At 58.0% G+C, this 24,597-nt stretch carries 24 protein-coding genes and 1 pseudogene; 15 read left to right on the forward strand and 10 right to left on the reverse strand.

Going from position 1 to position 24,597, the window contains the following annotated elements; genetic code table 11:
- Positions 1-43: 43 nt before the first annotated feature.
- Both M8010_RS03685 and M8010_RS03690 read right to left on the reverse strand, forming a co-directional pair.
- Positions 44-280 carry a thioredoxin family protein gene (locus tag M8010_RS03685; protein WP_250088833.1) on the reverse strand — a complete coding sequence of 79 codons (237 nt, stop codon included), beginning with the start codon at positions 278-280 and terminating at the stop codon, positions 44-46.
- Between the two features lie 40 nt (positions 281-320).
- Positions 321-1,337, reverse strand: coding sequence for a permease (locus M8010_RS03690; protein WP_250088835.1), 1,017 nt, complete (start codon positions 1,335-1,337; stop codon positions 321-323).
- 108 nt (positions 1,338-1,445) lie between these two features.
- Here M8010_RS03690 and M8010_RS03695 point away from each other — a divergent pair, with 108 nt between their 5' ends.
- The 9 genes from M8010_RS03695 to M8010_RS03735 all read left to right on the forward strand — a co-directional run bounded on the left by M8010_RS03695 (position 1,446) and on the right by M8010_RS03735 (position 11,795).
- Positions 1,446-2,630 (forward strand): thiolase family protein, encoded by a 1,185-nt coding sequence (locus M8010_RS03695; protein ID WP_250088842.1) that lies wholly within the window; start codon positions 1,446-1,448, stop codon positions 2,628-2,630.
- Between the two features lie 108 nt (positions 2,631-2,738).
- Entirely contained in the window at positions 2,739-3,347 is a 609-nt protein-coding gene (locus M8010_RS03700) for an ABC transporter ATP-binding protein (protein WP_250088860.1), read from the forward strand.
- The gene (locus M8010_RS03705) at positions 3,334-4,137 is read left to right on the forward strand and encodes an ABC transporter permease (RefSeq protein WP_250088866.1); all 804 of its coding nucleotides are present in this window, start codon (positions 3,334-3,336) and stop codon (positions 4,135-4,137) included. The genes M8010_RS03700 and M8010_RS03705 overlap by 14 nt, the downstream gene beginning before the upstream one ends.
- A gap of 106 nt (positions 4,138-4,243) precedes the next feature.
- Positions 4,244-4,789 (forward strand): sigma-70 family RNA polymerase sigma factor, encoded by a 546-nt coding sequence (locus M8010_RS03710; RefSeq protein ID WP_250088867.1) that lies wholly within the window; start codon positions 4,244-4,246, stop codon positions 4,787-4,789.
- Positions 4,773-5,636: a class II glutamine amidotransferase gene (locus tag M8010_RS03715; RefSeq protein ID WP_250088869.1), complete on the forward strand. Its 864-nt coding sequence runs from the start codon at positions 4,773-4,775 to the stop codon at positions 5,634-5,636. Before M8010_RS03710 ends, M8010_RS03715 begins: the two co-directional genes overlap by 17 nt.
- A 49-nt stretch (positions 5,637-5,685) precedes the next feature.
- Positions 5,686-6,435 (forward strand): SDR family NAD(P)-dependent oxidoreductase, encoded by a 750-nt coding sequence (locus tag M8010_RS03720; protein WP_250088870.1) that lies wholly within the window; start codon positions 5,686-5,688, stop codon positions 6,433-6,435.
- A 128-nt stretch (positions 6,436-6,563) separates the two neighbouring features.
- Positions 6,564-10,157: a pyruvate:ferredoxin (flavodoxin) oxidoreductase gene (gene nifJ, locus M8010_RS03725; protein ID WP_250088872.1), complete on the forward strand. Its 3,594-nt coding sequence runs from the start codon at positions 6,564-6,566 to the stop codon at positions 10,155-10,157.
- On the forward strand, positions 10,150-11,160 hold the full coding sequence (locus tag M8010_RS03730) for a dihydroorotate dehydrogenase-like protein (RefSeq protein ID WP_250088876.1): 1,011 nt from the start codon (positions 10,150-10,152) through the stop codon (positions 11,158-11,160). Before nifJ ends, M8010_RS03730 begins: the two co-directional genes overlap by 8 nt.
- Positions 11,157-11,795 (forward strand): hypothetical protein, encoded by a 639-nt coding sequence (locus M8010_RS03735; RefSeq protein ID WP_250088878.1) that lies wholly within the window; start codon positions 11,157-11,159, stop codon positions 11,793-11,795. The genes M8010_RS03730 and M8010_RS03735 overlap by 4 nt, the downstream gene beginning before the upstream one ends.
- Before the next feature lie 24 nt (positions 11,796-11,819).
- On the opposite strand, the gene M8010_RS03740 is transcribed toward M8010_RS03735, so the two are convergent.
- A complete protein-coding gene (locus M8010_RS03740) occupies positions 11,820-12,776 on the reverse strand; it encodes an arsenic resistance protein (protein WP_250088883.1) in 957 nt (318 codons plus the stop codon).
- A gap of 14 nt (positions 12,777-12,790) precedes the next feature.
- Positions 12,791-13,195 (reverse strand): acyl-CoA thioesterase, encoded by a 405-nt coding sequence (locus tag M8010_RS03745; protein WP_250088890.1) that lies wholly within the window; start codon positions 13,193-13,195, stop codon positions 12,791-12,793.
- Positions 13,196-13,405: 210 nt separating this feature from the next.
- Between M8010_RS03745 and M8010_RS03750 the strand changes: the two genes are divergently transcribed.
- The 5 genes and pseudogenes from M8010_RS03750 (at position 13,406) to phoU (ending at position 18,085) form a co-directional block, all read left to right on the forward strand.
- Complete coding sequence (locus M8010_RS03750; protein WP_250088891.1) at positions 13,406-14,398, forward strand: PstS family phosphate ABC transporter substrate-binding protein; 993 nt, start codon at positions 13,406-13,408, stop codon at positions 14,396-14,398.
- A 148-nt stretch (positions 14,399-14,546) separates the two neighbouring features.
- Positions 14,547-15,443: a phosphate ABC transporter permease subunit PstC gene (gene pstC, locus M8010_RS03755; protein WP_250088893.1), complete on the forward strand. Its 897-nt coding sequence runs from the start codon at positions 14,547-14,549 to the stop codon at positions 15,441-15,443.
- Between the two features lie 16 nt (positions 15,444-15,459).
- Positions 15,460-16,383, forward strand: coding sequence for a phosphate ABC transporter permease PstA (gene pstA, locus M8010_RS03760; RefSeq protein WP_250088901.1), 924 nt, complete (start codon positions 15,460-15,462; stop codon positions 16,381-16,383).
- Between the two features lie 188 nt (positions 16,384-16,571).
- Positions 16,572-17,312 (forward strand): annotated as a pseudogene (gene pstB, locus M8010_RS03765) (phosphate ABC transporter ATP-binding protein PstB); the annotation flags it as partial.
- A gap of 41 nt (positions 17,313-17,353) precedes the next feature.
- On the forward strand, positions 17,354-18,085 hold the full coding sequence (gene phoU / locus M8010_RS03770) for a phosphate signaling complex protein PhoU (RefSeq protein ID WP_250088912.1): 732 nt from the start codon (positions 17,354-17,356) through the stop codon (positions 18,083-18,085).
- Between the two features lie 410 nt (positions 18,086-18,495).
- Here phoU and M8010_RS03775 read toward each other — a convergent pair whose 3' ends face one another.
- From M8010_RS03775 to mnmH, 5 genes are all read right to left on the reverse strand, one after another.
- Positions 18,496-18,861, reverse strand: a complete 366-nt coding sequence (locus tag M8010_RS03775; RefSeq protein ID WP_250088914.1) for a histidine triad nucleotide-binding protein — start codon at positions 18,859-18,861, stop codon at positions 18,496-18,498.
- Between the two features lie 12 nt (positions 18,862-18,873).
- Positions 18,874-20,160, reverse strand: a complete 1,287-nt coding sequence (locus M8010_RS03780) for an FAD-dependent monooxygenase (RefSeq protein WP_250088915.1) — start codon at positions 20,158-20,160, stop codon at positions 18,874-18,876.
- 86 nt (positions 20,161-20,246) lie between these two features.
- Positions 20,247-20,804, reverse strand: a complete 558-nt coding sequence (locus M8010_RS03785; protein WP_250088922.1) for an aminoacyl-tRNA deacylase — start codon at positions 20,802-20,804, stop codon at positions 20,247-20,249.
- 170 nt (positions 20,805-20,974) lie between these two features.
- On the reverse strand, positions 20,975-21,808 hold the full coding sequence (locus M8010_RS03790; protein ID WP_250088925.1) for a mechanosensitive ion channel family protein: 834 nt from the start codon (positions 21,806-21,808) through the stop codon (positions 20,975-20,977).
- A gap of 49 nt (positions 21,809-21,857) precedes the next feature.
- Positions 21,858-22,952 carry a tRNA 2-selenouridine(34) synthase MnmH gene (mnmH, locus tag M8010_RS03795; RefSeq protein WP_250088926.1) on the reverse strand — a complete coding sequence of 365 codons (1,095 nt, stop codon included), beginning with the start codon at positions 22,950-22,952 and terminating at the stop codon, positions 21,858-21,860.
- A 135-nt stretch (positions 22,953-23,087) separates the two neighbouring features.
- Here mnmH and M8010_RS03800 point away from each other — a divergent pair, with 135 nt between their 5' ends.
- On the forward strand, positions 23,088-23,753 hold the full coding sequence (locus M8010_RS03800; protein ID WP_250088933.1) for a class I SAM-dependent methyltransferase: 666 nt from the start codon (positions 23,088-23,090) through the stop codon (positions 23,751-23,753).
- A gap of 419 nt (positions 23,754-24,172) precedes the next feature.
- Here M8010_RS03800 and M8010_RS03805 read toward each other — a convergent pair whose 3' ends face one another.
- Entirely contained in the window at positions 24,173-24,595 is a 423-nt protein-coding gene (locus M8010_RS03805) for a VanZ family protein (protein ID WP_250088934.1), read from the reverse strand.
- Between the last annotated feature and the right edge of the window lie 2 nt (positions 24,596-24,597).

Consider the following 24,597-nt stretch of genomic DNA (forward strand, 5'->3'; position numbering starts at 1 on the left):
AACCCCCGCGACACTGGGCACTTCTGTTAATGACGAAATTGGCTTACGACTTCATCCAGCCTGCAATCTTGTCGTGCTCCGGGATGGAACCGCTGTGAACCACCTTGCCATCCATTGCCACCGCCGGTGTGGACATAACCTGGTATTCCATGATTTTTGCCGGGTCGGTCACTTTGACCACCTCGACGGACTCGCCCAGTTCCTGGGCAACCCGCTCAATGCTTTCAGCGGTATTCACGCATTTCTTGCAGCCGGTACCAAGTACTTCGAAATGTTTCATAAAATTCTCCTTTGGGGTGTTTTATGCACTGCTACAGATATCAGAACCCTGAAAACAGCCAGGGGCTGATGGTGTTGATCACCCAGCCGACCACCATGAAGTTGGCCAGCAGGATGACAAAAATCAGGGCCAGCAAGCGGAAGGTCATCACCTGCTTGAGCATAATGAATTCCGGAAAGCTTGCGGCAACGGTGCTCATGCAGAAGGCCAGGGTGGTGCCCACCGGCAGCCCTTTCAGGATCAGGCTTTCCATCACCGGGATAACGCCTGTGGCGTTGGAATACAGCGGTAACCCGGCGAGCACGGCGGCCGGCACGCTCCACCACTGGCCCGAACCCAGGTTTTCAGCAAACCAGCCATCGGGCACAAAGCCGTGCAGGGCGGCACCCAGGCCAACGCCGATAAGCACCCATTTCCAGATGCGGCCGACGATTTCCTTGAGTTCTTCTTTCGCGAACTTGTGCCTGTCCGCCATGGTTAACTTCGCTGCCTCGGGCACTTCCACTTCGCTTTCGTGATCTTGGGCTGCCACAGCGGCCTTCTGATAGGCTTTGGCGGCAAAATCCTTCAGCCAGCGCTCACCCTTGACCGCATCCAGAATCATGCCGCCGACGATGCCTACACCCATGCCAATCACCACGTAAGCCAGGGTGAATTCCCAGCCCAGCAGACTCCACAGCATGATTACCGCCACCTCGTTGATAATGGGTGAGGTGAACAGAAACGCCATGGTGATCCCCAGGGGGATACCGGCGCTGGTAAAGCCCAGGAACAGCGGAATGCTGGAACAGGAACAGAATGGCGTGATGGCGCCAAAGCCGGAACCAAAGAAATAGCCCACCAGGCGGTGTTTCTGCTGGATATAGGCCCGTACCCGTTCCAGATTCATCGAGGCCCGGGCCAGAGCGATTACATAGATCATCACCACCAGCAGAAACAGGATCTTGGTGGTGTCCTCAATGAAAAAGTGGATAGATGTCCCCAGTTTTGTCTCCGGGTTCAGCCCTATCAGGTCGTAGGTCAGCCAGTTGGCGAGCAGAGTGAAGATCTCCAGCATGGTAAAGCGGGCCCTTGTGTTTTGGCGACGAAAGTGGATTACTGAAAAGAAGACGAACCACCCTTTGAAAGGATGCTCGTCCTGACTAAATGACAAGGGAGAAAGGACATGACCAAGCGGGATGTCGTGCTGTGCAGTCCGGTGAGGACGGCAATAGGAACATACGGTGGTAGTCTGAAGGATGTCTCGGCACCGGATCTCGGTGCTGTGGTTATTCGTGAAAGCCTGGCCCAGGCCGGGTTGACGGGGGAAAATGTCGACTCCCTGGTCATGGGCAATGTGATTCAGGCCGGCGTAAAAATGAATCCTGCCCGTCAGGCGGGTATTGGGGCGGGTTTGCCCGTGGATGTGCCGGCGCTGACGGTCAACCGGGTCTGTGGCTCTGGTGCCCAGGCCATTGCCAGTGCTGCTACCGATATCTGGGCCGGATTTTCCGATTGTGCGGTTGCCGGTGGCATGGAGAATATGGATCGGGCCCCCTACCTGTTACCTCAGGGCCGCTGGGGTGCGCGCATGGGCAATACCGTGCTCTACGACAGCATGTTGATGGATGGCCTGAACGATGCGTTCAGTGGCGAGCATTCCGGGTGGCACACTGAAGATCTGGCGGCCCGATATGAGATTTCCCGTGAAGACCAGGACCGCTGGGCCCTTCGCTCCCAACAGCAATTCTCGAAAGCCCAGGAAAAAGGCTTATTTGACTCTGAAATCGCAGCCGTGGAAGTGCCTGGTCGCAAGGGTGTAACCCGGTTTGAGCGGGATGAACACAATCGCCCGGACACCACAGCAGAGTCACTGGCGCGGTTGCGCCCGGCTTTTCGCAAGGAAGGCACAATCACGGCCGGTAACGCGCCGGGCCTTAACAGTGCGGCCTCGGCTATGGTGGTTGCCGAGCGAGGCTGGGCTGAGCATAAAGGTCTGGAGCCGGTTGCAAGGCTGGTCAGCTTTGGTGTCGGCGCAGTAGAGCCCGGATTCTTTGGAATAGGTCCGGTGCCGGCGGTAAACCAGGCCCTGCACCGGGCAGGCTGGAAAGTCTCCGACGTTGATCGCGTGGAGATCAATGAGGCCTTTGCCGCCATTTCCCTGGCCTGTCTTCGCCAGATCGGTTTTGCCGAAGATATTGTTAACGTCGAGGGTGGTGCCATTGCCCATGGCCATCCCATCGGTGCCAGCGGTGCGATACTGACGACTCGTCTGTTGCACTCCATGAAACGTGAGGGTTTGCGGCGGGGCATCGTAACCCTTTGCATTGGTGGCGGGCAGGGCATTGCCCTGGCCCTGGAGATGATCTGACACGTCGCTGTAAACTCCCGAAGATCCAGCCTCGCCGAGGTGCTTTGCGGACCTAAATAAAGTTCGCCCTGTTTGCCGGGCTCCGCCAGATCAAAATTGGATGCTATCTTGACAGATCTTGTGCTGGAAAATCTCGGTGTTGGCACTCTGAGCGGTGTGTCGCTGACGGTGCCTGGCGGACAGGTTGTCTGTCTGTCCGGGGCATCTGGAAGTGGTAAGAGCCGCCTGCTGCGGGCCGTGGCCGATCTGGAGCCACACGATGGCCGGATTTCTCTGACGGGCACTGGTCAGCAGGATATACCCGCACACCAGTGGCGAAGCCGGGTGGTGATGGTGCCGGCAGACAGTCAGTGGTGGTTTGATAAAGTCGGTGGTCACTTTGCGGATGATGCCGGCGCGAGGCTGCCTTCGGCTTTGGGCTTCCCGCCCGAGGTAATGGGCTGGTCGGTGAGTCGACTGTCCTCCGGCGAGCGACAGCGGCTCGCTCTATGGAGGGCCCTTGCCCTCAAGCCGGAAGCCCTGTTGCTGGACGAACCCACCGCCAATCTGGATAACGACAGCACAGAAACCATTGAAGCCTGGCTACTCGACGAGATCCGGAGGCGGCAGATTGCTGTCCTCTGGGTTGCCCATGACCCGGCCCAGATCCAACGTGTGGCAAACGCTCATTATCGGATTCAGGGAACTACACTGGAGCGCGTCCATGGAAGTGATTGACCTGGCCTGGTGGAAGCTGGGGCTTGCGGCCCTGCTGGTGCTCGCCCTGGCCGCGACAGGCTATCTGGCCCGTCTGGGTATTACCCGAAACCTGCTGATTGCCGCCCTGCGCACGTTGATCCAGTTGGCTCTGATAGGGCTGGTGCTGGAAGCCCTGTTTGCCTCCGCCGCCTTTTACTGGATAGCGCTGATGGCTCTGATCATGCTGCTGGTGGCAGGGCGCGAAGTAGTGGCGCGCCAGGGTCGACGTTTGCGGGGCTGGTGGGCGTTCAGTATTGGCACCGGCGCAATGTTCGTTTCGTCCTTTACGGTAACCATCCTGGCCCTGACTGTGGTGATTGGCCCCGAACCCTGGTACGCCCCGCAATACGCCATTCCTTTGTTGGGCATGATGCTCGGCAACACCATGACCGGGGTCAGTCTGGCTCTGGATCGTTTGAATGAGTCGGTCTGGCGACAGCGGGCGGTCATCGAGAACCGGCTGATGCTTGGCCAGACCTGGCAGCAGGCGCTGGAGGATATCCGCAGAGACGCCATGCGCAGTGGTATGATGCCCTCGATCAACGCCATGGCGGCGGCCGGCATTGTCAGCCTGCCCGGCATGATGACCGGTCAGATCCTTGCGGGAAGCCCGCCGGCAGTGGCGGTGAAATACCAGATTCTGGTGATGCTGATCATTACCGTCGGCACTGGATTTGGAGCGGTGATGGCGGTCACCTGGGGTGGCCGGAGGTTGTTCGACGACCGGGAACGGTTACGACTGGATCGGTTGGTGTCTGGGGTATTATGATCATAGTCACCACAGGGCTGGTCTGGTTTTCCAGGCGGCGCGGATGGTTATCAACCGTGATTGATGGGCGGGGCATTGCTCTGGCCCTGGAGGTAATCTGACCAAGATGGCATTTGAATGTGTATTACAGGCCTGGCATGACCATCAGGCGGAGCTTCGCAGTTTCCTGATCGGCCGGATGAAAGAGACGGCGATGGCCGACGATGTTCTGCAGGACGTGTTCTTCAAGGCCATGCGCGAAGGGCAGGATTTCTGTGACCTGCAGAATCCCCGGGCCTGGTTGTTCCGGGTTGCCCGTAACGCGCTGACCGACGGCCACCGGCTGCGCAAGCATTGGGTGCCGGTGCCGGATCATCTGCCGGATGAACGTGCACCGGAGCGGGCACCGGTGGATGAACTGGATGCCTGCATCAACCGGACTCTGCCGGAATTGGCAGAGAGCGACCGTGACATACTCCAGGCCTGCGATCTGGGGCCGATGTCCCAAGAGGCCTACGCGCAATCACGAGATTTGTCGCTGCCCGCGGCCAAAGCCAGGATTCGGCGCGCAAGAGAGCGCCTGCGGGAGGCTTTGGCGCAGCGTTGTGATGTGGTGTTGGATGACTCCGGCAGTATTTGTTGCCACTCTGAGTCTGATGGCTCGAAGTGCTAAGCTAGCTACCCTGATGTGTGAACTGCTTGCCCTGTCCTGTCGCTACCCCGCCAGACTGACCACCTCTCTGACTGGCTTGGCCGCGCGTGCCCAGCAGGCGGTCAGCCGTAATCGCGATGGTTGGGGTGCGGCCTTTTATCAGGGCGCGGATGTTGCGCTGTACCGGGATACATCGTCCGCAGACCAGAGCCCCCAGGTGCCCTGGCTTGAGTCTCACGGTCCTGAAACAACTCTGTCCATGGCGTATATCCGGCACGCAACCCAAGGCCCAATCGAACTTGCCAATACCGGGCCCTATGCCCGTGAACTGAATGGCCGAATGCGAATATTTGCCCACAATGGCAACCTGCCAGGTATTCGGGACCGCTTCGATAGTCGGTGCTGGCGTTTTCATCCAGTCGGACAAACCGACTCAGAAATTGCTTTCTGTATGCTGCTTGAAGTCTTGGCAGAGCTGGAGGAAGGCTCAGATGATCTGCCCCCCGTGGACAAGCGGATTGCCGCCCTGGCTGCGCTCTTTGCCGAACTGCGCGAGCTGGGCCCGGCCAACTTTCTCTACGCGGACTCCCAGACACTGTTTGTTCACGCCGATAGGCGGTTTCAGCCAGCTACCGGTGAAATTGAACCGCCGGCGTTGTTCCTAAGGACCTGCGCAAGCGAGCAAGCCCCGGAGCTGCTTGACCCGAGTGTTGCCGGCAGTCTTGCCCCTGGCCAGCGTGTAGCGCTTCTCTCGACTGTCCCCCTGAACGACAAATCCTGGCAGCCCCTGGCCGAAGGCGAGCTGCTGGCCATCGATGCGGGGCAGATTGTCGCGCGGACCTGTTTACCCTCAAGGAGCAAACACTGATGGCACACGACCATGATCACGCCCCTCAGAACTTTGGTAGGAGAATTCGATGACATTTGATTTCCAGGGCCGGCGGGTGATCGTCGCTGGCGGTAGCAAGGGTATTGGCCGGGCCATAGCTCTGGGCTTCGCCCGGGCCGGCGCCCACGTCTCGGTGTGTGCCCGCGGGCAAGCGTCCCTGAACGCACTGGCAGGAGAAGCGTCGGACGAAGGGCTGGCGCTACACGTAGCGCCCTGCGATATCGCCGACAAGACTGCTCTGGAGGCCTATCTGCAGACCGCCCTGGGCGAGTTGGGTGGCCTGGACGTGCTGGTCAATTGCGCCTCGGCGTTCGGCCGCGAGGACAACGAAGAAGGCTGGCTGAGCAGCGTCGAGGTGGATTTGATGGGCACGGTGCGCGCCGGCCATGTCTGCCTGCCGGCGCTCAAGGAAACCGGCGGCACGATTATCAATATCGCCTCCATCGCCGCCTTGCACGCATCCACACGCACCGCCCCCTACGCTGCGATCAAGGCCGCAGTGGCCCATTACACCGGCAGCCTGGCGGTAGCTATGGCCCCGTATAAGGTACGTGTCAACGGCATCGCGCCGGGCTCGATCGAATTTCCGGGCGGCATCTGGGATCAGGCCCGTCAGCACAATCCGGAGCTCTACAATCGCATTCGCGGGGGGATTCCTTTCGAACGGCTGGGCACCCCGGAGGAGGTGGCCAACGTGGCCTTGTTCCTGGCCTCCGATCTGGCCAGTTGGATCACCGGCCAGACTCTGGTAGTGGATGGCGGCCAGGTTCTCTCCTGAGCCATACTGCTCTCGGCGCTGCAGCCGGAGAACGAAGCCTGTGTGGCAAATTGTCCCACCGCTTGCGGCTGTAAGGGGCGGCGCCTAGACTCACAGTAGTCTGATTGCACTCACAAGGAGAGGTGGCAATGGCGTTCAAAACCCTCGACGGCAATGAAGCCGTGGCTTCGGTGGCCTATCGCCTTAGTGAAACCATTGCCATCTACCCGATTACTCCGGCATCGGTAATGGGTGAACACGCCGATGACTGGGCCGCCCTGAGCAGGCCCAACCTCTGGGGCCAGGTTCCCGGTGTAGTGGAAATGCAGTCTGAGGCCGGCGCAGCCGGCGCGATGCACGGTGCGCTGCAGGCGGGTTCGCTGGTGACCACCTTTACCGCTTCCCAGGGGCTGCTGCTGATGCTGCCCAATCTGTACAAGATTGCCGGCGAACTGTCGCCATTCTGCATGCATGTCGCCGCCCGCAGTATCGCCACCCATGCCCTGTCCATCTTCTGTGATCATTCCGATGTGATGAGCGCCCGCGGCACCGGTTTTGCTTTGCTGGCGTCCGGCTCGGTGCAGGAAGCGCAAGATCTGGCGGCCATAGGCCATGCGGTCACCCTGGAAAGCCGGATACCGGTAATGCACTTTTTCGACGGCTTCCGTACCTCCCACGAAATTTCCAAGATTGCGGCCCTGAGTGACGAGGATTTGCAGGCACTGGTGCCTCACGAAGGGGTGGAGGCACACCGCAACCGCCGGATGACGCCGGACCGGCCAGTGGTCCGGGGCACTTCCCAGAACCCGGATGCCTTCTTTCAGGCCAGAGAGGCCATCAACCCGTTCTACCAGGCGTTTCCGGACAAGCTTGAAGCCGTGATGGACAGGTTTGCGGGAATTACCGGCCGCCAATACCGGTTGTTTGACTATGTTGGTCACCCCGAAGCCGAACGGGTGGTTATTCTGATGGGTTCTGGCGCCGAATGCGCGCACGAAACCGTGGAATGGTTGATGGCGCAGGGTGAAAAGGTGGGCGTGCTCAAGGTGCGCCTGTTCCGGCCGTTCGCCACGGACCGTTTCCTGCAGGCCTTGCCGGATACGGTGAAACACCTGGCGGTGCTGGACCGGACCAAGGAGCCCGGTGCACAGGGTGAGCCATTGCTGCTGGAAGTCAGCGGCGCACTGATGGAAGCCTGGAGTCGGGGTGACCGGCAAACGCTGCCCCGGGTGAGCGGTGGGCGTTACGGCCTGTCTTCCCGGGAGTTTACCCCGGCCATGGTCTGCGCGGTCTTTGATCAATTAAAAGAAGCGTCACCGAAAACACGCTTTACCGTGGGCGTGCGCGATGACGTAACAAACCTGTCTCTCGAGGTGGACAGCGAACTGGATATCGAGTCACCGAAAACCCGCCGGGCGCTGTTCTTTGGTATGGGTGCCGACGGCACGGTCAGCAGCAACAAGGCCAGCATCAAAATCCTGGGGGAGGGCACGGACCTGTTTGCCCAGGGCCATTTTGTCTACGACTCCAAGAAATCCGGCGCCACCACCGTTTCACATCTGCGCTTCGGGCCGCTGCCGATCCGCTCCAGTTATCAGATTCGCCAGGCCCAGTTTGTGGCCGTCCATGCGCCACAGTTTTTGGAACGGTTTGACGTGCTGGAACATGCGGCTCCCGGCGCCACGGTTTTGCTGAATGTGCCCTGGTCGCAGGATCAGGTCTGGGATCGGCTATCCGTGGAGGTTCAGCGTGTGCTAGTGGAGCGCAAGGCCCGCCTGTATGTGATTGACGCCGCCGAGGTGGCGGAAAAGGCTGGTCTGGAACGGCGTATCAACACCGTCATGCAGGTGTGCTTCTTCGCCCTGGCCGATATTCTGCCCCGTGATGAGGCGATTGCTCACATCAAGGAATCCATACGCCAGACCTGGGGCCGGCGCGGGCCGGAGGTGGTGCGCCGCAATGTCGAGGCGGTGGATTCGGCCCTGGCCAACCTGCATGAAGTGCCGGTGCCCGAAAAGGTAACGGCCACCCGCACCCGGCCACCCAGAGTGCCGGAGGATGCGCCGGACTTTGTCCAGAAGGTTACCCGCCTGCTGATGGACGGGCAGGGCGACAAGCTGCCAGTCAGCGCTTTCCCGCCGGACGGTACCTGGCCAACGGGCACCAGTCAGTACGAAAAACGGTCTATCGCTCTGGAAATTCCGATCTGGGAGTCTGATCTCTGTGTGCAGTGCAACTTCTGCGCAATGATCTGCCCGCACACAGCCATTATCAGCAAGGTCTTCGAGCCGGAGGCGGCTGAAAACGCGCCAGAAACCTTCGAGGCGGTTCCCGAAAGCTTCACCCCGGAACTGGAGGGCCTGGACTACCGGGTACAGGTGGCTCCGGAAGACTGTACCGGTTGCGGTTTATGTGTGGAGGTTTGCCCCGCCAAGGATCGCACCCAGCCCAAGCGCAAGGCGATCAACATGAGGCCCCTGGAGGAGCACCGTGAAGCCGAAGCACAGAACCTGGCGTTCCTGCGCAGTCTGCCCGATGTGCCCCGGGACCGAATTCCCCGGGACTTCAAATCGCTGCCGCTGCTGATTCCTCTATTTGAGTATTCCGGCGCTTGCGCCGGCTGTGGTGAGACGCCATACATACGCCTGCTTACCCAGCTGGTTGGCGATCGCCTGCTGATTGCCAATGCCACCGGCTGCTCCTCCATCTATGGCGGCAACCTGCCCACCACTCCCTACACGGTGAATGCGGATGGCCGGGGGCCGACCTGGAACAACTCGCTGTTTGAGGATGCGGCGGAGCTGGGCCTGGGTATGCGCATGGGGCTGGATAAACTGGTAGGCCGGGCCCGACAGTTGTTGGAGGATCGGAAAGACAGCCTTCCTCCTGAGCTATACCGGGATCTGACCATCCCTTGCGCCACCCTGGACGAGACCGCCATGGCGGCGCGGCGTGAGGCCGTAAGCCGCCTGCGTGATTGGCTGGCGGACCAACAAGGCCCCGGGATACAGGAACTGGCGAGCCTGGCCGATGAGCTCTGCCCCAAGAGCGTGTGGGTGATTGGCGGAGATGGCTGGGCCTATGACATTGGCTACGGCGGCCTCGACCATGCCCTGGCCTCCGGTCAGAACCTCAAACTGCTGGTGCTGGATACCGAAGTCTATTCCAACACCGGCGGCCAGCAATCCAAGGCCACCCCCATGGGCGCTGTGGCCAAGTTTGCTTCTGCCGGCAAGGAAACCCGCAAGAAAGACCTGGGCCTGCTGGCAATGAGTTACGGGCATGTTTACGTGGCCCAGATTGCCATGCAATCCCACAGCAACCAGACTACCAAGGCCCTGCAGGAAGCCGAGAGTTTTGATGGCCCGGCGCTGATCATCGCCCACAGCCCCTGCATTGCCCACGGTTACGATCTGGTGCATTCCCCGGCCCAGCAGAAACGGGCGGTGGACAGCTGGGCCTGGCCGTTGTACCGGTTCGATCCGCGCCGTATTCACGAAGGCCTGCCACCCCTGCAGCTGGATTCCGTGCGCCAGAAAGTGCCCATGAAAGCCTACATGCAGGAGGAGGCCCGTTTCCGCATGCTGGAATTGCGGGACCCTGAAAGGTACGAGCATCTGGTGGCTGCGGCGAGCGAAGCGGCGATGGAGCAGAGAGAGCTCTACAAACAGCTGGCGGGCATCCACTTCGAGCCCCATGAGCACCCGGAATCCGACCATAAAGAGGACGACCACCATGACTGAGCTTGCAACCCGCTGGCTGGGGCTGGACCTGCGCTCGCCCTTGGTGGTTGGCGCCAGCCCGCTGACCGACGACCTGGACGCCCTTAAAGCCTGTGTAGACGCCGGTGCTGGCGCCGTGGTGATGCATTCACTGTTCGAGGAACAACTGGTGGCGGAGCAGATGGCTGCCCACCGTTTCATCGATTCCCGCATCAATATGGACGCGGAGGCGCGCTCGTTCTTTCCCGAATCCGAAGCCTTTGAAATGGGCTCCGGCAGCTACCTCAAGCGCCTTGAGTTGTTGCAACGCGAGCTGGATGTCCCGGTGATTGCTTCCCTGAATGGCATTTCCCCGGGCGGCTGGACCCAGCATGCCCGGGAATTAGAAGACGCCGGCGCATCGGCCATTGAGCTCAATCTTTATGATCTGGCCACGGACCCGGCGGATACTGCCGCCACCCTGGAAGAGCGCCAGCTTGAGGTAGTGAGCTCCGTGGTAGCGCAGGTTACCATTCCGGTCAGCGTCAAACTGTCACCCTTCTATTCCGCACTACCGGCTTTCGTCGCAGGCGTGGAAGCTGCGGGGGCCCGGGGTCTGGTCCTGTTTAACCGCTTTTACCAGCCGGATATCGATCTGGATGAACTGGAACTGAGCCGCGAGGTGGTGCTGTCCACCAACGCCGAACTGCCTCTGCGGCTGCACGCGATGGCGATGCTGTTCAACCGTACCACCCTGGAAATGGCGGCCTCTGGCGGCGTGCACAGCGGCGATGATGCCGCCAAGGCCATTCTTTCCGGTGCCACGGCGGTGCAGGTGGTGTCGGCACTATTAGCCGAAGGATCCTCGGCGCTGGCCAGAATTACTGATGAAATGAATCAGCGCCTATCGACGATGGGCTATAACTCCCTGGCCGAAGCCCGTGGTGCCCTGTCCCTGGACAATGCACCCAATGCCCAGACCTGGGAGCGGTTGAATTACGCCCGTCTGCTGCACGGCTGGCAGTCTGCCGGGAGGAAAACATGAGCGAAAATAAACCTAAACCGGCGTGGCATGGCATTCCCAGGGAAGATATTCCCTGGTACCCGACGGTCGATCCGGACTCCTGCATCGGCTGCCAGCTCTGCTATGTGACCTGCGGTCGTGCTGTATTTGAGATGCATGATGGTGTTGCGGATCCGGTGGACGCCATGAACTGCGCGGTGGGCTGCACCACCTGCGGCAACATCTGCCCGACCGGCTCCATCACCTTTCCGTCACTGGATGCGGTCTGGAAACTTGAGCGGGAGCGGCAAATTTTCCGGACGGTGAAAAAGGAGGCGGTGCAACGCGCCGAGCGGGAATCCGCCAAGCAGGCGCGGGATGAAGCCCAGAAAGCCATGGCAACGGTTTCCACCCGGGCCAGGGTGGAAGTTGCCGGTGAATTTGGTGACAAGCAGTTTCTGGTAAAGCTGGAAAAACTGGTGGAAGGGCGCCCCTTCGACATCGTCCGGCTGAAGCTGGAAGTGTCCTCGGTGAAGGCGGCCCGGGAAAAGGCACCTTCGTACATGGAATTCGAAGTGACTTCCGAGCAGCAGGAGGATATTGATCCCTTCCTTCGGGAAGTGGTCGCCCTGGTGCATGAGGTGGATCTGGTGCTGGTGAGCCAGCAGAAGTTGTAGCTTGAGAAATCGCAGGCAGAGAACTCAGGACCGTTCATGAATGAGCTTAGGCAGCCACTTGAGATAGGCCGTCATACCGAACAGCTCCACCAGCGACTGGAACACGATCACCACCACCGCCGGCGCCCAAAGGTCGGGCAGGGCGATCGCGAAGGGCAGCACTACGAACGAGTTGCGGGTGCCAAAACTGAACGCCAGCGTTCGTCCCCGGGCGCCGGGCAGATGGAAAGCGCTGCTCAACAGTTTGCCAACCATTGCGGCCGCGATGAGATAGGCTGAAAAAATCAGTGCCAACAGCGGCAGCATGCGCCCGGACTCCAGCACCAGGGTAATCTGCGATGCTGCGATCAGGAAAACCACCAGCGCCAGGACCGGCACCGGTAGCCAGCCGAGGGCCTGGATGTAACCGGTAAACGCGGGCTTTTTATCCACGGCTTTCTCGGTCAGCCAGGCCAGCAACAACGGGGTAAGGATCAGCCCGAAAAACACCGGCATCAAATGTGAGGTGAGGTTGGCACTGACCATTTCTTTGCCGAGGAAGAGCCAGAGGTAAAGTGGCAACAGGATAATCTGCAGAATCAGCAGGACCGGGCTGGCCGCTATGGCCCGGGCGCTGTCACCGCCGCCCAGGTGGGTAAAGCTGATAAACCAGTCGGTACAGGGCACCAGCAGGACCAGCAGTATCCCGAGCCTGATGGCAGGGTCCGCTGGCACCAGGAACATCAACAACCAGACGATGGCCGGCATGATCAGGAAGTTGCCGACCACCAGCGCAGCGTTGAATCGTCCGTCCCGGAACGCTGCTGTTAGGTGCGTCAGCGGTACCTGAGTAAAAGTGGCGTAGAGAAGCACGCCGAGCACCGGCCAGAGCGCAGTCTCGAAGGCGCCGGTGACTGACGGCCACACCCGGCCAGTCAGCATTCCCAGCAGGATAGCCGCCAGGTAAAGCCAGACCTGATAGCGCTCCAGCGTGTCCTTCATTCAGTTTCTGGCATTCAATCGTGTTGATCAGGTACTTCCCGAATACGGCCATGCTCATCAATGGCAACGTAAACGAAGAGCCCTTCCGTCACTTTGCGAGGGGCTTTCGCTGAGCGGTCCAGAGTCCAGACTTCGATGTTGATCTTCATTGAACTGCGGCCCACCTCTACTAACTCGCCATAACAGCCCACCTGTGAACCTACCCGCAAGGGCGACAGGAATTCCATTCGGTCCATGGCAACGGTGGCGTTGCGCCCCTGGGAGATTCGCCCCGCCATGGTGGCCGCCGCAATGTCCATCTGCTTGACCAGCCAACCGGCAAACACATCGCCGTTGGGGTTGGTATCGGAGGGCAGGGGAATCACCTGGATAACCAGTTCGCCGCGGGGCGTTGGTTTGTCATCGTCTAGCGCTGTCATGGAGGTAACCTTATCTGTCCGGAATTGTTTTAGTACCCGCATGGTAGCGGCCTCCACGGCGGCTGCAAGAAAAACAGGATTTTTTCACCTTGTCATCTTACTGTCATTTTTCTCTACTAGTGTGTGTTCAGTGCTTGAAGCGAGCTGTGATTCACCTCTCGCAAAGTGCCTGGAAAACCTAAAAGCGTTGAACGCAAATTGGAGAGAAGCATGAAAAAACATCTTTTGATCGGTGCCGTCCTTGCCGGCTCCCTGACTGCCCAGAGTGCCTATGCCGTGGATACCGTCCAGGTTGACGGTTCAAGTACCGTTTTCCCGGTTTCCGAGGCAATGGCTGAAGAATTTGGTAATGCTAATCGCGGCGAGATCCGCGTAACGGTCGGCCTTTCAGGTACCGGCGGTGGCTTCAAGAAATTCTGCCGTGGTGAGACTGACATCACTGGTGCATCACGGCCAATCCGTCCGGACGAGCTTGAACAGTGCAAGGAAAACGGCATCAAGTTCCTCGAGTTGCCGGTCGCCATGGACGCATTAAGCGTTGTGGTCAGCCCTAAAAACGACTGGGTTGATTACCTGACCGTCGAAGAGCTCAAAATGATGTGGGAACCGGAAGCCCAGGGTAAAATCAACAACTGGAACCAGATTCGTGATGACTTCCCGGATCGCGAGTTGGTTCTGTACGGTGCAGGCACCGACTCAGGAACCTACGATTACTTCACCGCCGCCGTTGTGGGCAAAGAGCACTCCAGTCGCGGCGATTTCTTTGCCAGTGAAGATGACAACGTCCTGGTACAGGGTGTCGCCAACAACACTAACGCATTGGGCTTCTTTGGCTTGGCTTACTTCCTGGAGAACACCGATAAGTTGAAGGCGGTTCCCATCTCCTGGAAAGGTAAAGACGCGGTAGAGCCTAGCAAGGAAACCGCTGGTGACGGCGAGTATCAGCCACTGACCCGCCCGCTCTACTACTACGCTAACATCGAATCGGTAAACAACAAGGACTATGTAGTCAAGTTTATCGAGTTCATTTTCGATGAGAACAACGGCGAATTGGTAAGCGAAGTAGGCTATGTACCGCTGGGTGAGCGTGTTCGTGACGCAGCGCTGCGTGTTGTGGCTGACCGCGAAAACGGCACGGCTTACCAAGGCTCTGAGGTAGGCGTTGATGTGGTTGAAACACTGAACCGCAAGAAGCACTACTGAGTTGACTGAACAGAAGTGAACTGAAAGCGGAGGCGACAACGCCTTCGCTTTTGCTATTATGCGCACCGTCATATTTTTGTAATCAAAACTGGGCGTAAAACCAATGGCTAACCCAAATTCTATGCGCCCTGAATCCTCGGGGGTTCAGGTGTCCGCACACTTCCTACGCAAGCGTGAAACGGTCAATCAGATCGCAAAATATGTGCTGATGGCCGCGGCTGCAATTTCCGTGCTTGTTACTGTCGGCATCGTGTACGTGCTTGTAAGTGAAGCAGTGGTGTTTTTTGAAGAAGTATCGGTCTGGGAGTTTATTTCCGGTACAAGCTGGACGCCGCTGTTTGCCGTACCGACCTTCGGCATCTTGCCTCTTTTGTCGGGTACTATCGTCGTGTCGGGCATTGCCCTGGGGGTCTCGATCCCCCTCGGACTGACCCTGGCGGTGTATCTCAGCGAGTACGCGCCGGATAAGGTTCGGGAAACGGTCAAGCCGATACTGGAGCTGCTTGAAGGCGTTCCTACCGTGGTTTATGGCTACTTCGCCCTTTTCCTGGTGACACCTCTACTGCAGATCGTTTTTCCTGACCTGCCGGGTTTCAACATGCTGGCTCCGGGCCTGGTAATGGGGATCATGATCCTGCCCTACACCACCTCCCTGAGTGAGGACGCGATGCGGGCAGTGCCCAACAGCATTCGTGAAGGCGCTTATGCCTTGGGGTATAGCCGCTTTCACACCGCTGTAAAGGTGGTGATTCCAGCAGCCATATCCGGCATCACGGCTGCTTTTATTCTTGCCATGTCCAGAGCCGTGGGTGAGACCATGGTGGTGGCTATCGCCGCGGGCCAGATGGCGAACTTTACTTTCAATCCCATGGAAGGCGCCGCTACAATCACGGCCTTTATAGTGCAGGTCAGCATGGGCGATGTCAGCCATGGGTCTGTTGCCTACATGTCGATCTTTGCGGCTGGCCTGGTGCTTTTCCTGCTGACGCTGACTTTCAATCTGATCGGTTTCTTCCTGCGCAAGCGCTACCGCCAGGCTTACTGAGGTGACTATGAATACAATGTCTACAAACATTCAAAGCGGTATCGACTACGCGTCAATCTCCAGAAAGAATCGTTCCTGGGACATTATCTTTGCGTCTCTGGGCATCGTCGTTCTGTTCATTGCCATATCGACCCTGTTGGCACTGTTTCTCGACCTGGCTATCCGCGGGGCACCACAGTGGACTAACCCGGACTTCTACACGAGCTTCCCATCGCGAAAGCCTCTGGAAGCCGGTATTCTTTCGGCTTGGGTGGGTACCATCATGGTCATGCTGGTGACGGCTATTGTCGCTGTTCCGCTGGGTGTTGCTGCCGGGTTGTACATGGAGGAGTACGCGGACAAGAACTGGTTTACTGACGTTATTGAAATCAACGTATCCAATCTGGCCGGTGTTCCTTCTATTGTCTATGGTCTACTGGCACTGGGTCTGTTTGTCCAGACCTTTGGGATGGGCGAAACGGTGCTGGTCGCGGGGCTTGTGCTGGCACTAATGATACTGCCGATTGTCATTGTTTCGACCCGGGAGTCGATACGCGCGATTCCCATCGAACTGAGGGAAGCGGCCTATGGCCTTGGCGCTAACCAGTGGCAGACCATGGCTATGTATATGCTTCCGGCTGCCAAGCCGGGCATTATTACTGGTGCGATCGTCGGGCTCTCCCGTGCGATTGGTGAAACCGCTCCGATTATCACCATTGGCGCGCTTTCGTATATTGCTTTCCTGCCGCCGTCTCCGATTGGCGGTGATTTTCCGTTCATCAGTTTTGAGTGGTTGAACAGCGGCTTTACGGTCATGCCCATTCAGATGTTTGGTTGGGTTTCCCGGCCGCAAGCCGACTTCCAGATTACGGCAGCGGCGGCCGGTGCTGTGCTGATTGTGATGACGCTGGCGATGAATGGACTGGCTATTTACATACGCTATCGGGCTCGCAAGTCCTGATCGAACACCTGTCATATTGTTCAGGTAAGCTAATTAACTTAAAGGTTTAAAAGGGGCGACCCATGAGTACGGATCAAACGTCTACCATACAAATCAGTCAGTCGGCCCATCAGGGTGGACAAGCCGGGAAACCCAGTGAAACCCGTGAACACTGGTATCTTGAGCCAGACGGCGCGTTGCGGGCCAGGGTATCCAACCTGAAATTCTGGTATGCCGATGGCACCCAGGCGATTGACGATGTCAGCATGCCTTTGGTGGACAAAAAGGTAACTGCGCTTATTGGCCCCTCGGGCTGTGGTAAAAGTACGTTCCTACGCTGCTTCAATCGCATGCACGACCTTTATCAGGGGGTAAAATATTCGGGTTCCATCAATCTGTTACCGGAGGATGAAAACCTGATTGACCTGGACGCTAACATTGTCCGGATGCGGGTTGGCATGGTGTTCCAGAAACCGAACCCCTTTCCGAAATCGATTTACGAGAACGTGATCGCCGGCCTGAAAATCCGTGGCATCCGCAAGCGTGAAGTGCTTGACGAAATTGTTGAAACCTCGCTGAGGCAGGCGGCTTTGTGGGATGAAGTCAAAGACCGGCTTCATCAACCCGCTTTGAGCATGTCAGGCGGGCAGCAGCAGCGTCTGTGTATTGCCCGGGCGTTGGCGGTCAAACCGGAAATTCTTCTTCTCGATGAGCCGACATCGGCGCTGGACCCGATTGCCACGGCGAAGGTAGAGGATCTGATCAACGAGCTGTCCGGCAATGTGACGGTGCTGATTGTGACCCACAACATGCAGCAGGCAGCGCGGATATCCAACTATACTGCTTATATGTACCTCGGCAAGCTGATCGAATATAACGATACCAACGATCTGTTCCAGCGGCCGAAGTGCCAGCGCACGGAAGACTACATTACTGGTCGCTTTGGTTAAGACCGATATTATTGCCGCAGGAGCCGAACCGGAGAATTATTATGTCCACGAGCCATGAAAGCCATTTACACCACATATCACAGCAGTTCAACACTGAGCTGAGCCAGCTTCGCGACGATTTCCTGAAAATGGGTGGTATGGTCGAAGATCAGATTGTCAAAGCCATGGAGGCCCTTGAAAACCACGATTACGAATTGGCGGAAGCCACCCGAATCAAGGATAAGGAAGTTGATCAACTTGAATTGCTGATCGATGAAGAAGCCAATCGGGTCATGGTGAAGCGTCAGCCAACGGCCAGCGATCTGCGCCTGGTTATTTCAGTCGTAAAGATGGTGGCAGACCTAGAGCGTATTGGTGATGAGGCCAAGAAGATTGCCAAGTTCGCACTATCCATGTTTGATGAGAACGGCAATTTCGTTGCGGCACCGCGGGGATATGTTGAAGCACGGCATATTGCCCAACACGTTGTTGCGATGGTACGAGACTCTCTTGATGCCTTTGCGCGTTTCGATACCGAAATGGCACTGCGTATTATCAAAGAGGACAAGCGCGTCGATGAAGAATACAAGGCGGCGACTCGCTCACTTGTGACCTATATGATGGAGGACCCGAGAAGTATCACCAGCTGTCTTTCCATTATGTGGGTATTGAGAGCTCTGGAAAGAGTCGGTGACCACGCCTGTAACATCGCCGAGCATGTGATTTATCTTGTTGAAGGCGAAGATGTTCGTCACACGCCCATGGATGAGACTGAGCGGGTCGTCGGCCGCTGACTCTGTTCTTGCCTCTGTAGCCTGCTGGTTTAGGTGCCTAGGCAGGCCCGGGAGCACTGTTCAGGAAACGCCTGTGAATACCTCCCTGTAGGGCTCGGTCGCGCCATCCCCGGCGCTCCACGTTCCTGAACAGTGCCCCCGGCCCCGCTTCACAAACCTTACAGATAGATCCCGGAAGGCCATACCGACCACCGGGCCAGTCCGGCTATTAGCCAGCCTCAAGGCTGACGACTGAAAAGCCATTCATTGTCCGTGAGGTTTTGGCACCCAAGTATCAGCAAGCGGGCCGACAAACCTGTTTGGGATCTATCTTTGGCCATGGATGGCCAAAGTTAAGCGCGCATGGATGCCTCGAGCGTGTCCCAAACAGGTTTGTCGGCCCGATTGCCACCCCCGAGGTTAAAAAAGCCTCAGGCCTGCTTCATCTTGTCGGTATACGGCGGCCAGCCCATGGGCTTTCCGGCCAGTAGGTGCAGGTGGATATGGAAGACCGTCTGCCCCGAGTTTTCGCCGCAGTTCATGACTGTTCGATAGCCATCGTCCGCAAAACCCATCTCCTTCGCCATCTTGGCGGCAACCCAGTACAGGTGGCCCACCAGTTCGCGGTCGCCTTCCTGGATATCGTTGATGGTTGCGATTTCTTTTTTCGGGATGATCAGCAGGTGCACCGGCGCCTGCGGGTTGATGTCCTTGAAGGCGAGGCTGATGTCGTCTTCATAGACGATATCCGCGGGAATTTCGCGATTGATGATCTTGGTGAAAATAGTTTCCGCCATAGTGGTCCCTTATTAAAGTTGCTTGAGCCCCGGTAACCGCTCCGCCAGTTGGCGGATGACCGGGGGTAGTTCGTCGTCGATACCCATAGCGTATTTGGCCACCCGGTTTCTGGCAAATGGCATGGCCTTCGCTGCGCCCAGGCCCAGGTTGCGGAGCAGGTGCAAGGGTGGCGTGCGGTTGCTGAACAGGTGGTAGAACAGGTCCATGGCCAGCATCATGCGACGATTAGCCGGACGGCGGTGGCGTTCGTATTCTGCCAGCCGGCCGGGATTGGCCAGGTCACTGCCGGCGCGTCTGGCCTCGCGGAGGACAGACTGCAGGCAGCGGGCATCCTGAAAGCCCAGGTTCACGCCCTGGCCGGCCAGTGGGTTGATGGTGTGGGCAGCGTCGCCCACCAGTACTACACGGTTGTTTACATAGTGCCTGGCATGCTGGCGGGCTATGGGGAAGCTGGCTTTCGCGTCAATGTGAGTCAGCAGGGGCAGGTCCGATGGAAATGCGTTCTGTATTTCCGCCATCAGCACACTGTTATCGAGTGATTTCAGGCGCGCCAGTTGTTCCGGCGAGTCGTACCATACCAGCGAAGCCCAGCTCTCGTTGTTGCCGGCGGAATACAGTGGCAGGAAGGCCCGGGGGCCACTGGGATAGAAGCCCTGCCAGGTAATGTCCTGAACCGGGCCCTGGTAGCGCACGGAGATAACCATCGCCTGTTGCTGATATTGATCGCGGGTGACGCCGATGCCGGCCATGCTGCGGATGCCGGAGTTGGCGCCATCCGCGCCTACCACCAGTTCGCCGGTCAGTTCCGTGCCATCATTCAGTGTGACAGTGGCTTTGTCTTCGTTGTTGGTCAGGCTGGTTACGGCATGGCCTGTAAACTGTGTCACCGTGGATTGTGCCGATGCACAGTTCCAGAGTGCCAGCTGGGTGACCTGGTTTTCCACGATGTGGCCAAGGTGGCTGGCGGACAGATTATGGGCGTCAAAAACCACTTCGGCGATTTTGTGGGGCAGCAGGCTACTCAATGGGTGGTCTGTTTCGTCCCATACTGCCAGGCGGGTGTAGGGGGTGGCGCGCATGGCCAGAATTTCCTGCCAGGCACCAAGCTCGGTAAGGTAACGCTCACTGCCCGCACTGAGGGCTGATACCCGGATATCGGGAGGTTGCGCTGCATCGAAGGAGGGCGCGCCCCCCTGATCTACAAGGCCAACGCGAAAGCCACTGCGGCCCAGGCCGGCAGCGAGGGCAGCGCCGACCATGCCGGCACCAACAATAACAACATCAAAGGCTTGGGTCATAACGGGATCCTGTCTGATTCGCCCAGTTTACGCGATAGGCGCGTTCAGACAAGCGGCCCGCAGCAGGCCAGTGCCAGTTGCCGCTGTCAGTAACCTGCCAGGTTGGCAATGTGGCTGTCTGTCAGCGACTCTGCCCTGCGTGTACGGCCCTTGAGCCAGGCGGGCTTTTGCGCCCCCGGTTTTACGAATCCCTGCTCTAGCACCATGGGGTGAACCAGGTTCAGGAAATCTTCGGTTTTCATGTGGATGGATTCGGTATGGCTGCCAGCGGCAAACGCCAGTTCCGGCTGCCGGGTCAGTGCTTCGGCGCAGTACACCGACATGTCAAAGAGGTTGCCGAACGGTGGCATGGCGCCCACTTCGCATTCCGGGAAGCGATCCTGAAATTCCTGTTCGTCCGCCAGGTCAATAAAGTCGGTATCGAGAATTTGGCTCAACCGGTCCCAGCGAATGCGCCAGGTGGCAGGCATGACCAACATGGCCATTTTGCCATCCAGTTCGATGATGACGGTTTTTACCACCCGGTCACCGGCGATCTTGACGTGGTGAGCGAGTTCCTGGGCAGTAAAGGCAGGGGGGTGGGACAGGCACATGTATTCCACGCCTGCAGCTTCGAGGTGTTCCTTCAACTGCTGTACCGGCATAGTGACAACCTCCTACCAGTAATGACAGCGGTACTGGAACCGGCAGCTTCTGCCAGAGCGGTTCCGGTGGCCTGATGGGGCGCCGCGGTTGCCGGCGCCCCATCATTACTGGTCAGCTTAGTTGAGGTTGCACAGAATGCGAGTTAAGAAATGTGTTGTTGAGATACTGATCACTCGGTTTTGTAGACATGCACATCCCGCTGAGGGAAGGGGATGGTGATGCCCTCGGCATCGAATGCCGTTTTTACTTTTTTATGCATGTCCCAGTAGTACGGCCAGAGGTCGTCGGTTGCCACCCAGGGGCGGAACATCAGATTGACCGAATTGTCCCCAAGGCTGCCAACACAGATCCGTGGCTCCGGGTCCTTCAGGGAACGCTCGTCCTCATCAAACAGGCGCTGGAGAATGGCCAGGGCCTTGTCGATATCGTCGTCGTAGTGAATGCCGAAGGTCATGTCACAACGGCGCTTGTCGTAGATACTGACGTTCACCAGGGTGTCGTTGGACAGGCTACCATTGGGAATGACGACGCGACGGTTGTCGAAGGTATTCACCACGGTATAGAGAATCTGGATCTCCGCAACGGCACCCAGGAATCCCTGGGCCTCGATGGTGTCACCCACCTTGAAGGGTTTGAAAATCAGTATCAGCACGCCCCCGGCAAAATTGCCAAGGCTGCCCTGAAGCGCCAGACCGATGGCCAGGCCGGCGGCACCGATCACCGCGATGAATGAGGTGGTCGCGATACCGATCATCGAGGCGACCGAGATCAGCAGCATGACCTTGAAAATGATGTTTAACAGGCCACAAAGAAACTTGTTCAGGGTCGGATCTTTTGCGCCGAGCTTCTTGTCAAGAACCCCAACGAACCGGTTAATGAGCCAGAGACCGATCACCAGTGTAACGATGGCCAGCAGGAATTTCGGAGCGTAGGCCATGATCAGTGCCAGGGCTTCATCCCACAACTCCGTGGCGTTTATATTCGATCCCAGAAGATCTTCCATTCATTGACTCCTTTTTTGGTATTAGTTGCCAGATTGTGGCATACGAGGCTTATTTGCGCCTGGCCCACTCGATAATACACTCTGGCCCACCCTGCACAACGATGCGGCCTTCTTTCTGGTTCAGCTGGTAGTCGTACATAGGGTCGTAGTAATTCTCCAGCAGCGCGCGAATCCACTCATGGTGACCGTGTACGTCTCCTGTCCGGTACTGGTTGTCGAGGGCTGTTTCCATCAGTTTCCGCAATTGGCTATGGCGCTCATCACCCAGACGTTTACGGATTCTGTCCAGAGCACTGAGAAGGTAGTCGCGGAAATTGAGCCAGCCGGCCTCCTCGCCGTCCCGTGCAGCATAGTCTGCGGTCATCTGGTCGACGTAGTCCTCGCGGATAATCCGGATTCGTTCATCAAGAGGCTGATCAAGCACCATCACGGGAGCCGTTGCCATTCGGTCGCGCAGGCTTTGCGGTAAAGCGCAGCGGCCGACCAGCCTGCTTTCATCTTCCAGGTAAACCGGCCCACCGATATGATGATGTGCCTTGAGCATGGCAACAGCGAGGCGGTTTTCGAAATCGATCTGGGAGGGCTGGGGAGTGACCTGACGCCCAAAGCTCGAGCCCCGGTGATTGGCCAGGCCCTCAAGGTCTACCGGGTTGGTCAGCTGTTGCAGAACACGGGTTTTGCCGGTGCCGGTGCGGCCGCTGAGGATGACAAACTCCGAAGACTCAATCAGTGCCTCCAGGCTGTCGATGAGGAAGCGGCGCATGGCCTTGTAGCCGCCGCTGACCAGTGGGTAGTCAATGCCGGCCTCACGGATCCACTGCTGGCTCAACCGCGAGCGCAGACCACCGCGAAAGCAGAACAGGTAACCAGTCGGGTGCTCTGCGGTGAATCGCCGCCAGGCCTCAATGCGCTGAGCCTTGATATCGCCCGAAACCAGTTGATGGCCGAGTTTGATGGCTTCATCCTGGCCTTTTTCCTTGTAACAGATACCCACCCGGTGGCGTTCTTCGTCGTTCATCAATGGCGCATTGATGGCTCCCGGGAAGCTGCCTTTGCTGAACTCGACGGGAGCCCGCACGTCCATCAACGGCACGTCATTGAGAAATAGGGCAAGGTAGTCGCTGGTATCGGGTCTGGACGGCATGACAGGGTTCGGTTCGAGCTGAAAATGAGGCCGCAGTATAACGGACATGCCGGTTTTTTGCTCGCCTGCGGGTGTGGGCTGCCCTGGCTGCCGGTACAATGCACCTGCTTGTCAAGCCAGTGCTTTGGAGTAGCCATGACCCCCGATGTTCTGAACCAGCACCTTGCGAAGACGCTGAGCCGTGGGCGGGTTGCAGCTACTGCCCCCGCCGGCTGCCCTGATCTTACCCTGTACCTGTTCGACCCTGGCGTTCTCGAAGGCCCGATCAGCCACGACGAAGCCCAGGCGGTGGTAGCTGAGCCTGCTTATTGGTCGTTCTGTTGGGCCAGTGGCCAGGTACTTGCGGCGTATATTCTGGCTAACCCTGAGCTGGTGAGGGGCGAGACAGTGCTGGATTTTGGTTCCGGGTCGGGCATTGTTGCGATTGCTGCGGCCAGGGCCGGGGCTCGGGAAGCCATTGCCTGTGACATTGACCCGGCGGCACTGGATGCTGCGGCGGCGAATGCCAGGCTCAATGGCGTGAAGTTGTCCCTGTGTGATGACTGGAATGCGCGGCCAGAGGATGTGGGAGTGGTGACGGCGGCAGATGTGCTGTACGACCCTGAAAACCGCCCTTTGCTGTCCGTTTTCAGGCTGGCCGCGCCGCGGGTGTTGCTGGCTGATTCACGGATGAAGAATCTGGGAGATGATCAGTATCGGCAGCAAGCGGTCATCGAGGCTCGCACCTGGCCGGACCTGAATGAGTTTGATGAGTTTAATCGCGTACGGATTTATCGGGCAGAAGAGCAGGTGGCCGGATAAATCAACGCAAAAAAAAGGGCAGCCTGTCGGCTACCCTCTTTCGGAACAGGTATCGCATCCTTGCGCAGTTGGCAGCCATCCTGCTGCCTTATTCCCTTACCAGTCCCTGGGGCCAGCGTCCGAGCCGGCGATCCGATTAGATATCCCTTAAGCGAAGCATCCGTCTGTCCTTGCCTCTCCCTGCATCCAATTGCCGGGGTGCATCCAGTGCGTCGTCCTTTTCCCTTTCATCCTTGATGGAGCCACTATACCAATCCAAATTTTACAAACGTGTGAATTATGCAGGCATGGGGAGGCAAGGTTCCCGTAATGATTCAATAAATGCATAAATATCAATTATTTGATATTTCCTACGCGGACTTTGTTCGGTAAACGTACGAAACGCTGCAGCGAAATCCTACGTTCTTGTAAGAGATATCTCACAAACGTTCGGGCGTATCTCGCACATCTGTTTTCTTGTCTGATTTCACTACTCGTTGCCTGATGAAATCCGGGAACGGGAGAAGTCCAATAGCAATACCTGCGGCATCAGCCAGGATGTCGGCCCCCGCGAAGGTGCGATAGGGTAGCTGGGCCTGCACGATTTCAATGGCCACACCGAATGCGAGGAGCCCCGGAGCAATCCAGAGCCGGCTTAAGCCGGGCCAGGCCAGGCGGGTGACAATAGTCAGCTGTAAGAAAGCCAGCACGTGATTCAGCTTGTCGTTGTCTGAGGAAGGGATCGGGTAGGGTTCGCTGGTGGTTGCCAAATACATGATGGCTACTGCGGAAAGGACCAGCATTACCCTCCAGAATGGCTGATGATCAAGCAGAAAGCGGATGCGCTGTGTCGGAAATGCCATGT

The organism is Marinobacter sp. ATCH36 (assembly GCF_023555055.1).
Taxonomy (GTDB): domain Bacteria; phylum Pseudomonadota; class Gammaproteobacteria; order Pseudomonadales; family Oleiphilaceae; genus Marinobacter.

Excerpts from the sequence above, each read along its gene's own strand:
- phoU (WP_250088912.1), top strand. The coding sequence starts at position 17,354 with ATGTCCACGAGCCATGAAAGCCATTTACACCACATATCACAGCAGTTC.
- M8010_RS03790 (WP_250088925.1), bottom strand. The coding sequence starts at position 21,808 with ATGGAAGATCTTCTGGGATCGAATATAAACGCCACGGAGTTGTGGGAT.
- M8010_RS03720 (WP_250088870.1), top strand. The coding sequence starts at position 5,686 with ATGACATTTGATTTCCAGGGCCGGCGGGTGATCGTCGCTGGCGGTAGC.
- M8010_RS03685 (WP_250088833.1), bottom strand. The coding sequence starts at position 280 with ATGAAACATTTCGAAGTACTTGGTACCGGCTGCAAGAAATGCGTGAAT.
- M8010_RS03750 (WP_250088891.1), top strand. The coding sequence starts at position 13,406 with ATGAAAAAACATCTTTTGATCGGTGCCGTCCTTGCCGGCTCCCTGACT.
- M8010_RS03695 (WP_250088842.1), top strand. The coding sequence starts at position 1,446 with ATGACCAAGCGGGATGTCGTGCTGTGCAGTCCGGTGAGGACGGCAATA.
- M8010_RS03780 (WP_250088915.1), bottom strand. The coding sequence starts at position 20,160 with ATGACCCAAGCCTTTGATGTTGTTATTGTTGGTGCCGGCATGGTCGGC.
- M8010_RS03775 (WP_250088914.1), bottom strand. The coding sequence starts at position 18,861 with ATGGCGGAAACTATTTTCACCAAGATCATCAATCGCGAAATTCCCGCG.
- M8010_RS03715 (WP_250088869.1), top strand. The coding sequence starts at position 4,773 with ATGGCTCGAAGTGCTAAGCTAGCTACCCTGATGTGTGAACTGCTTGCC.
- M8010_RS03740 (WP_250088883.1), bottom strand. The coding sequence starts at position 12,776 with ATGAAGGACACGCTGGAGCGCTATCAGGTCTGGCTTTACCTGGCGGCT.
- M8010_RS03710 (WP_250088867.1), top strand. The coding sequence starts at position 4,244 with ATGGCATTTGAATGTGTATTACAGGCCTGGCATGACCATCAGGCGGAG.
- nifJ (WP_250088872.1), top strand. The coding sequence starts at position 6,564 with ATGGCGTTCAAAACCCTCGACGGCAATGAAGCCGTGGCTTCGGTGGCC.
- M8010_RS03745 (WP_250088890.1), bottom strand. The coding sequence starts at position 13,195 with ATGACAGCGCTAGACGATGACAAACCAACGCCCCGCGGCGAACTGGTT.
- M8010_RS03800 (WP_250088933.1), top strand. The coding sequence starts at position 23,088 with ATGACCCCCGATGTTCTGAACCAGCACCTTGCGAAGACGCTGAGCCGT.
- M8010_RS03805 (WP_250088934.1), bottom strand. The coding sequence starts at position 24,595 with ATGGCATTTCCGACACAGCGCATCCGCTTTCTGCTTGATCATCAGCCA.
- pstA (WP_250088901.1), top strand. The coding sequence starts at position 15,460 with ATGTCTACAAACATTCAAAGCGGTATCGACTACGCGTCAATCTCCAGA.
- mnmH (WP_250088926.1), bottom strand. The coding sequence starts at position 22,952 with ATGCCGTCCAGACCCGATACCAGCGACTACCTTGCCCTATTTCTCAAT.
- M8010_RS03785 (WP_250088922.1), bottom strand. The coding sequence starts at position 20,804 with ATGCCGGTACAGCAGTTGAAGGAACACCTCGAAGCTGCAGGCGTGGAA.
- M8010_RS03735 (WP_250088878.1), top strand. The coding sequence starts at position 11,157 with ATGAGCGAAAATAAACCTAAACCGGCGTGGCATGGCATTCCCAGGGAA.
- M8010_RS03730 (WP_250088876.1), top strand. The coding sequence starts at position 10,150 with ATGACTGAGCTTGCAACCCGCTGGCTGGGGCTGGACCTGCGCTCGCCC.
- M8010_RS03690 (WP_250088835.1), bottom strand. The coding sequence starts at position 1,337 with ATGCTGGAGATCTTCACTCTGCTCGCCAACTGGCTGACCTACGACCTG.
- M8010_RS03705 (WP_250088866.1), top strand. The coding sequence starts at position 3,334 with ATGGAAGTGATTGACCTGGCCTGGTGGAAGCTGGGGCTTGCGGCCCTG.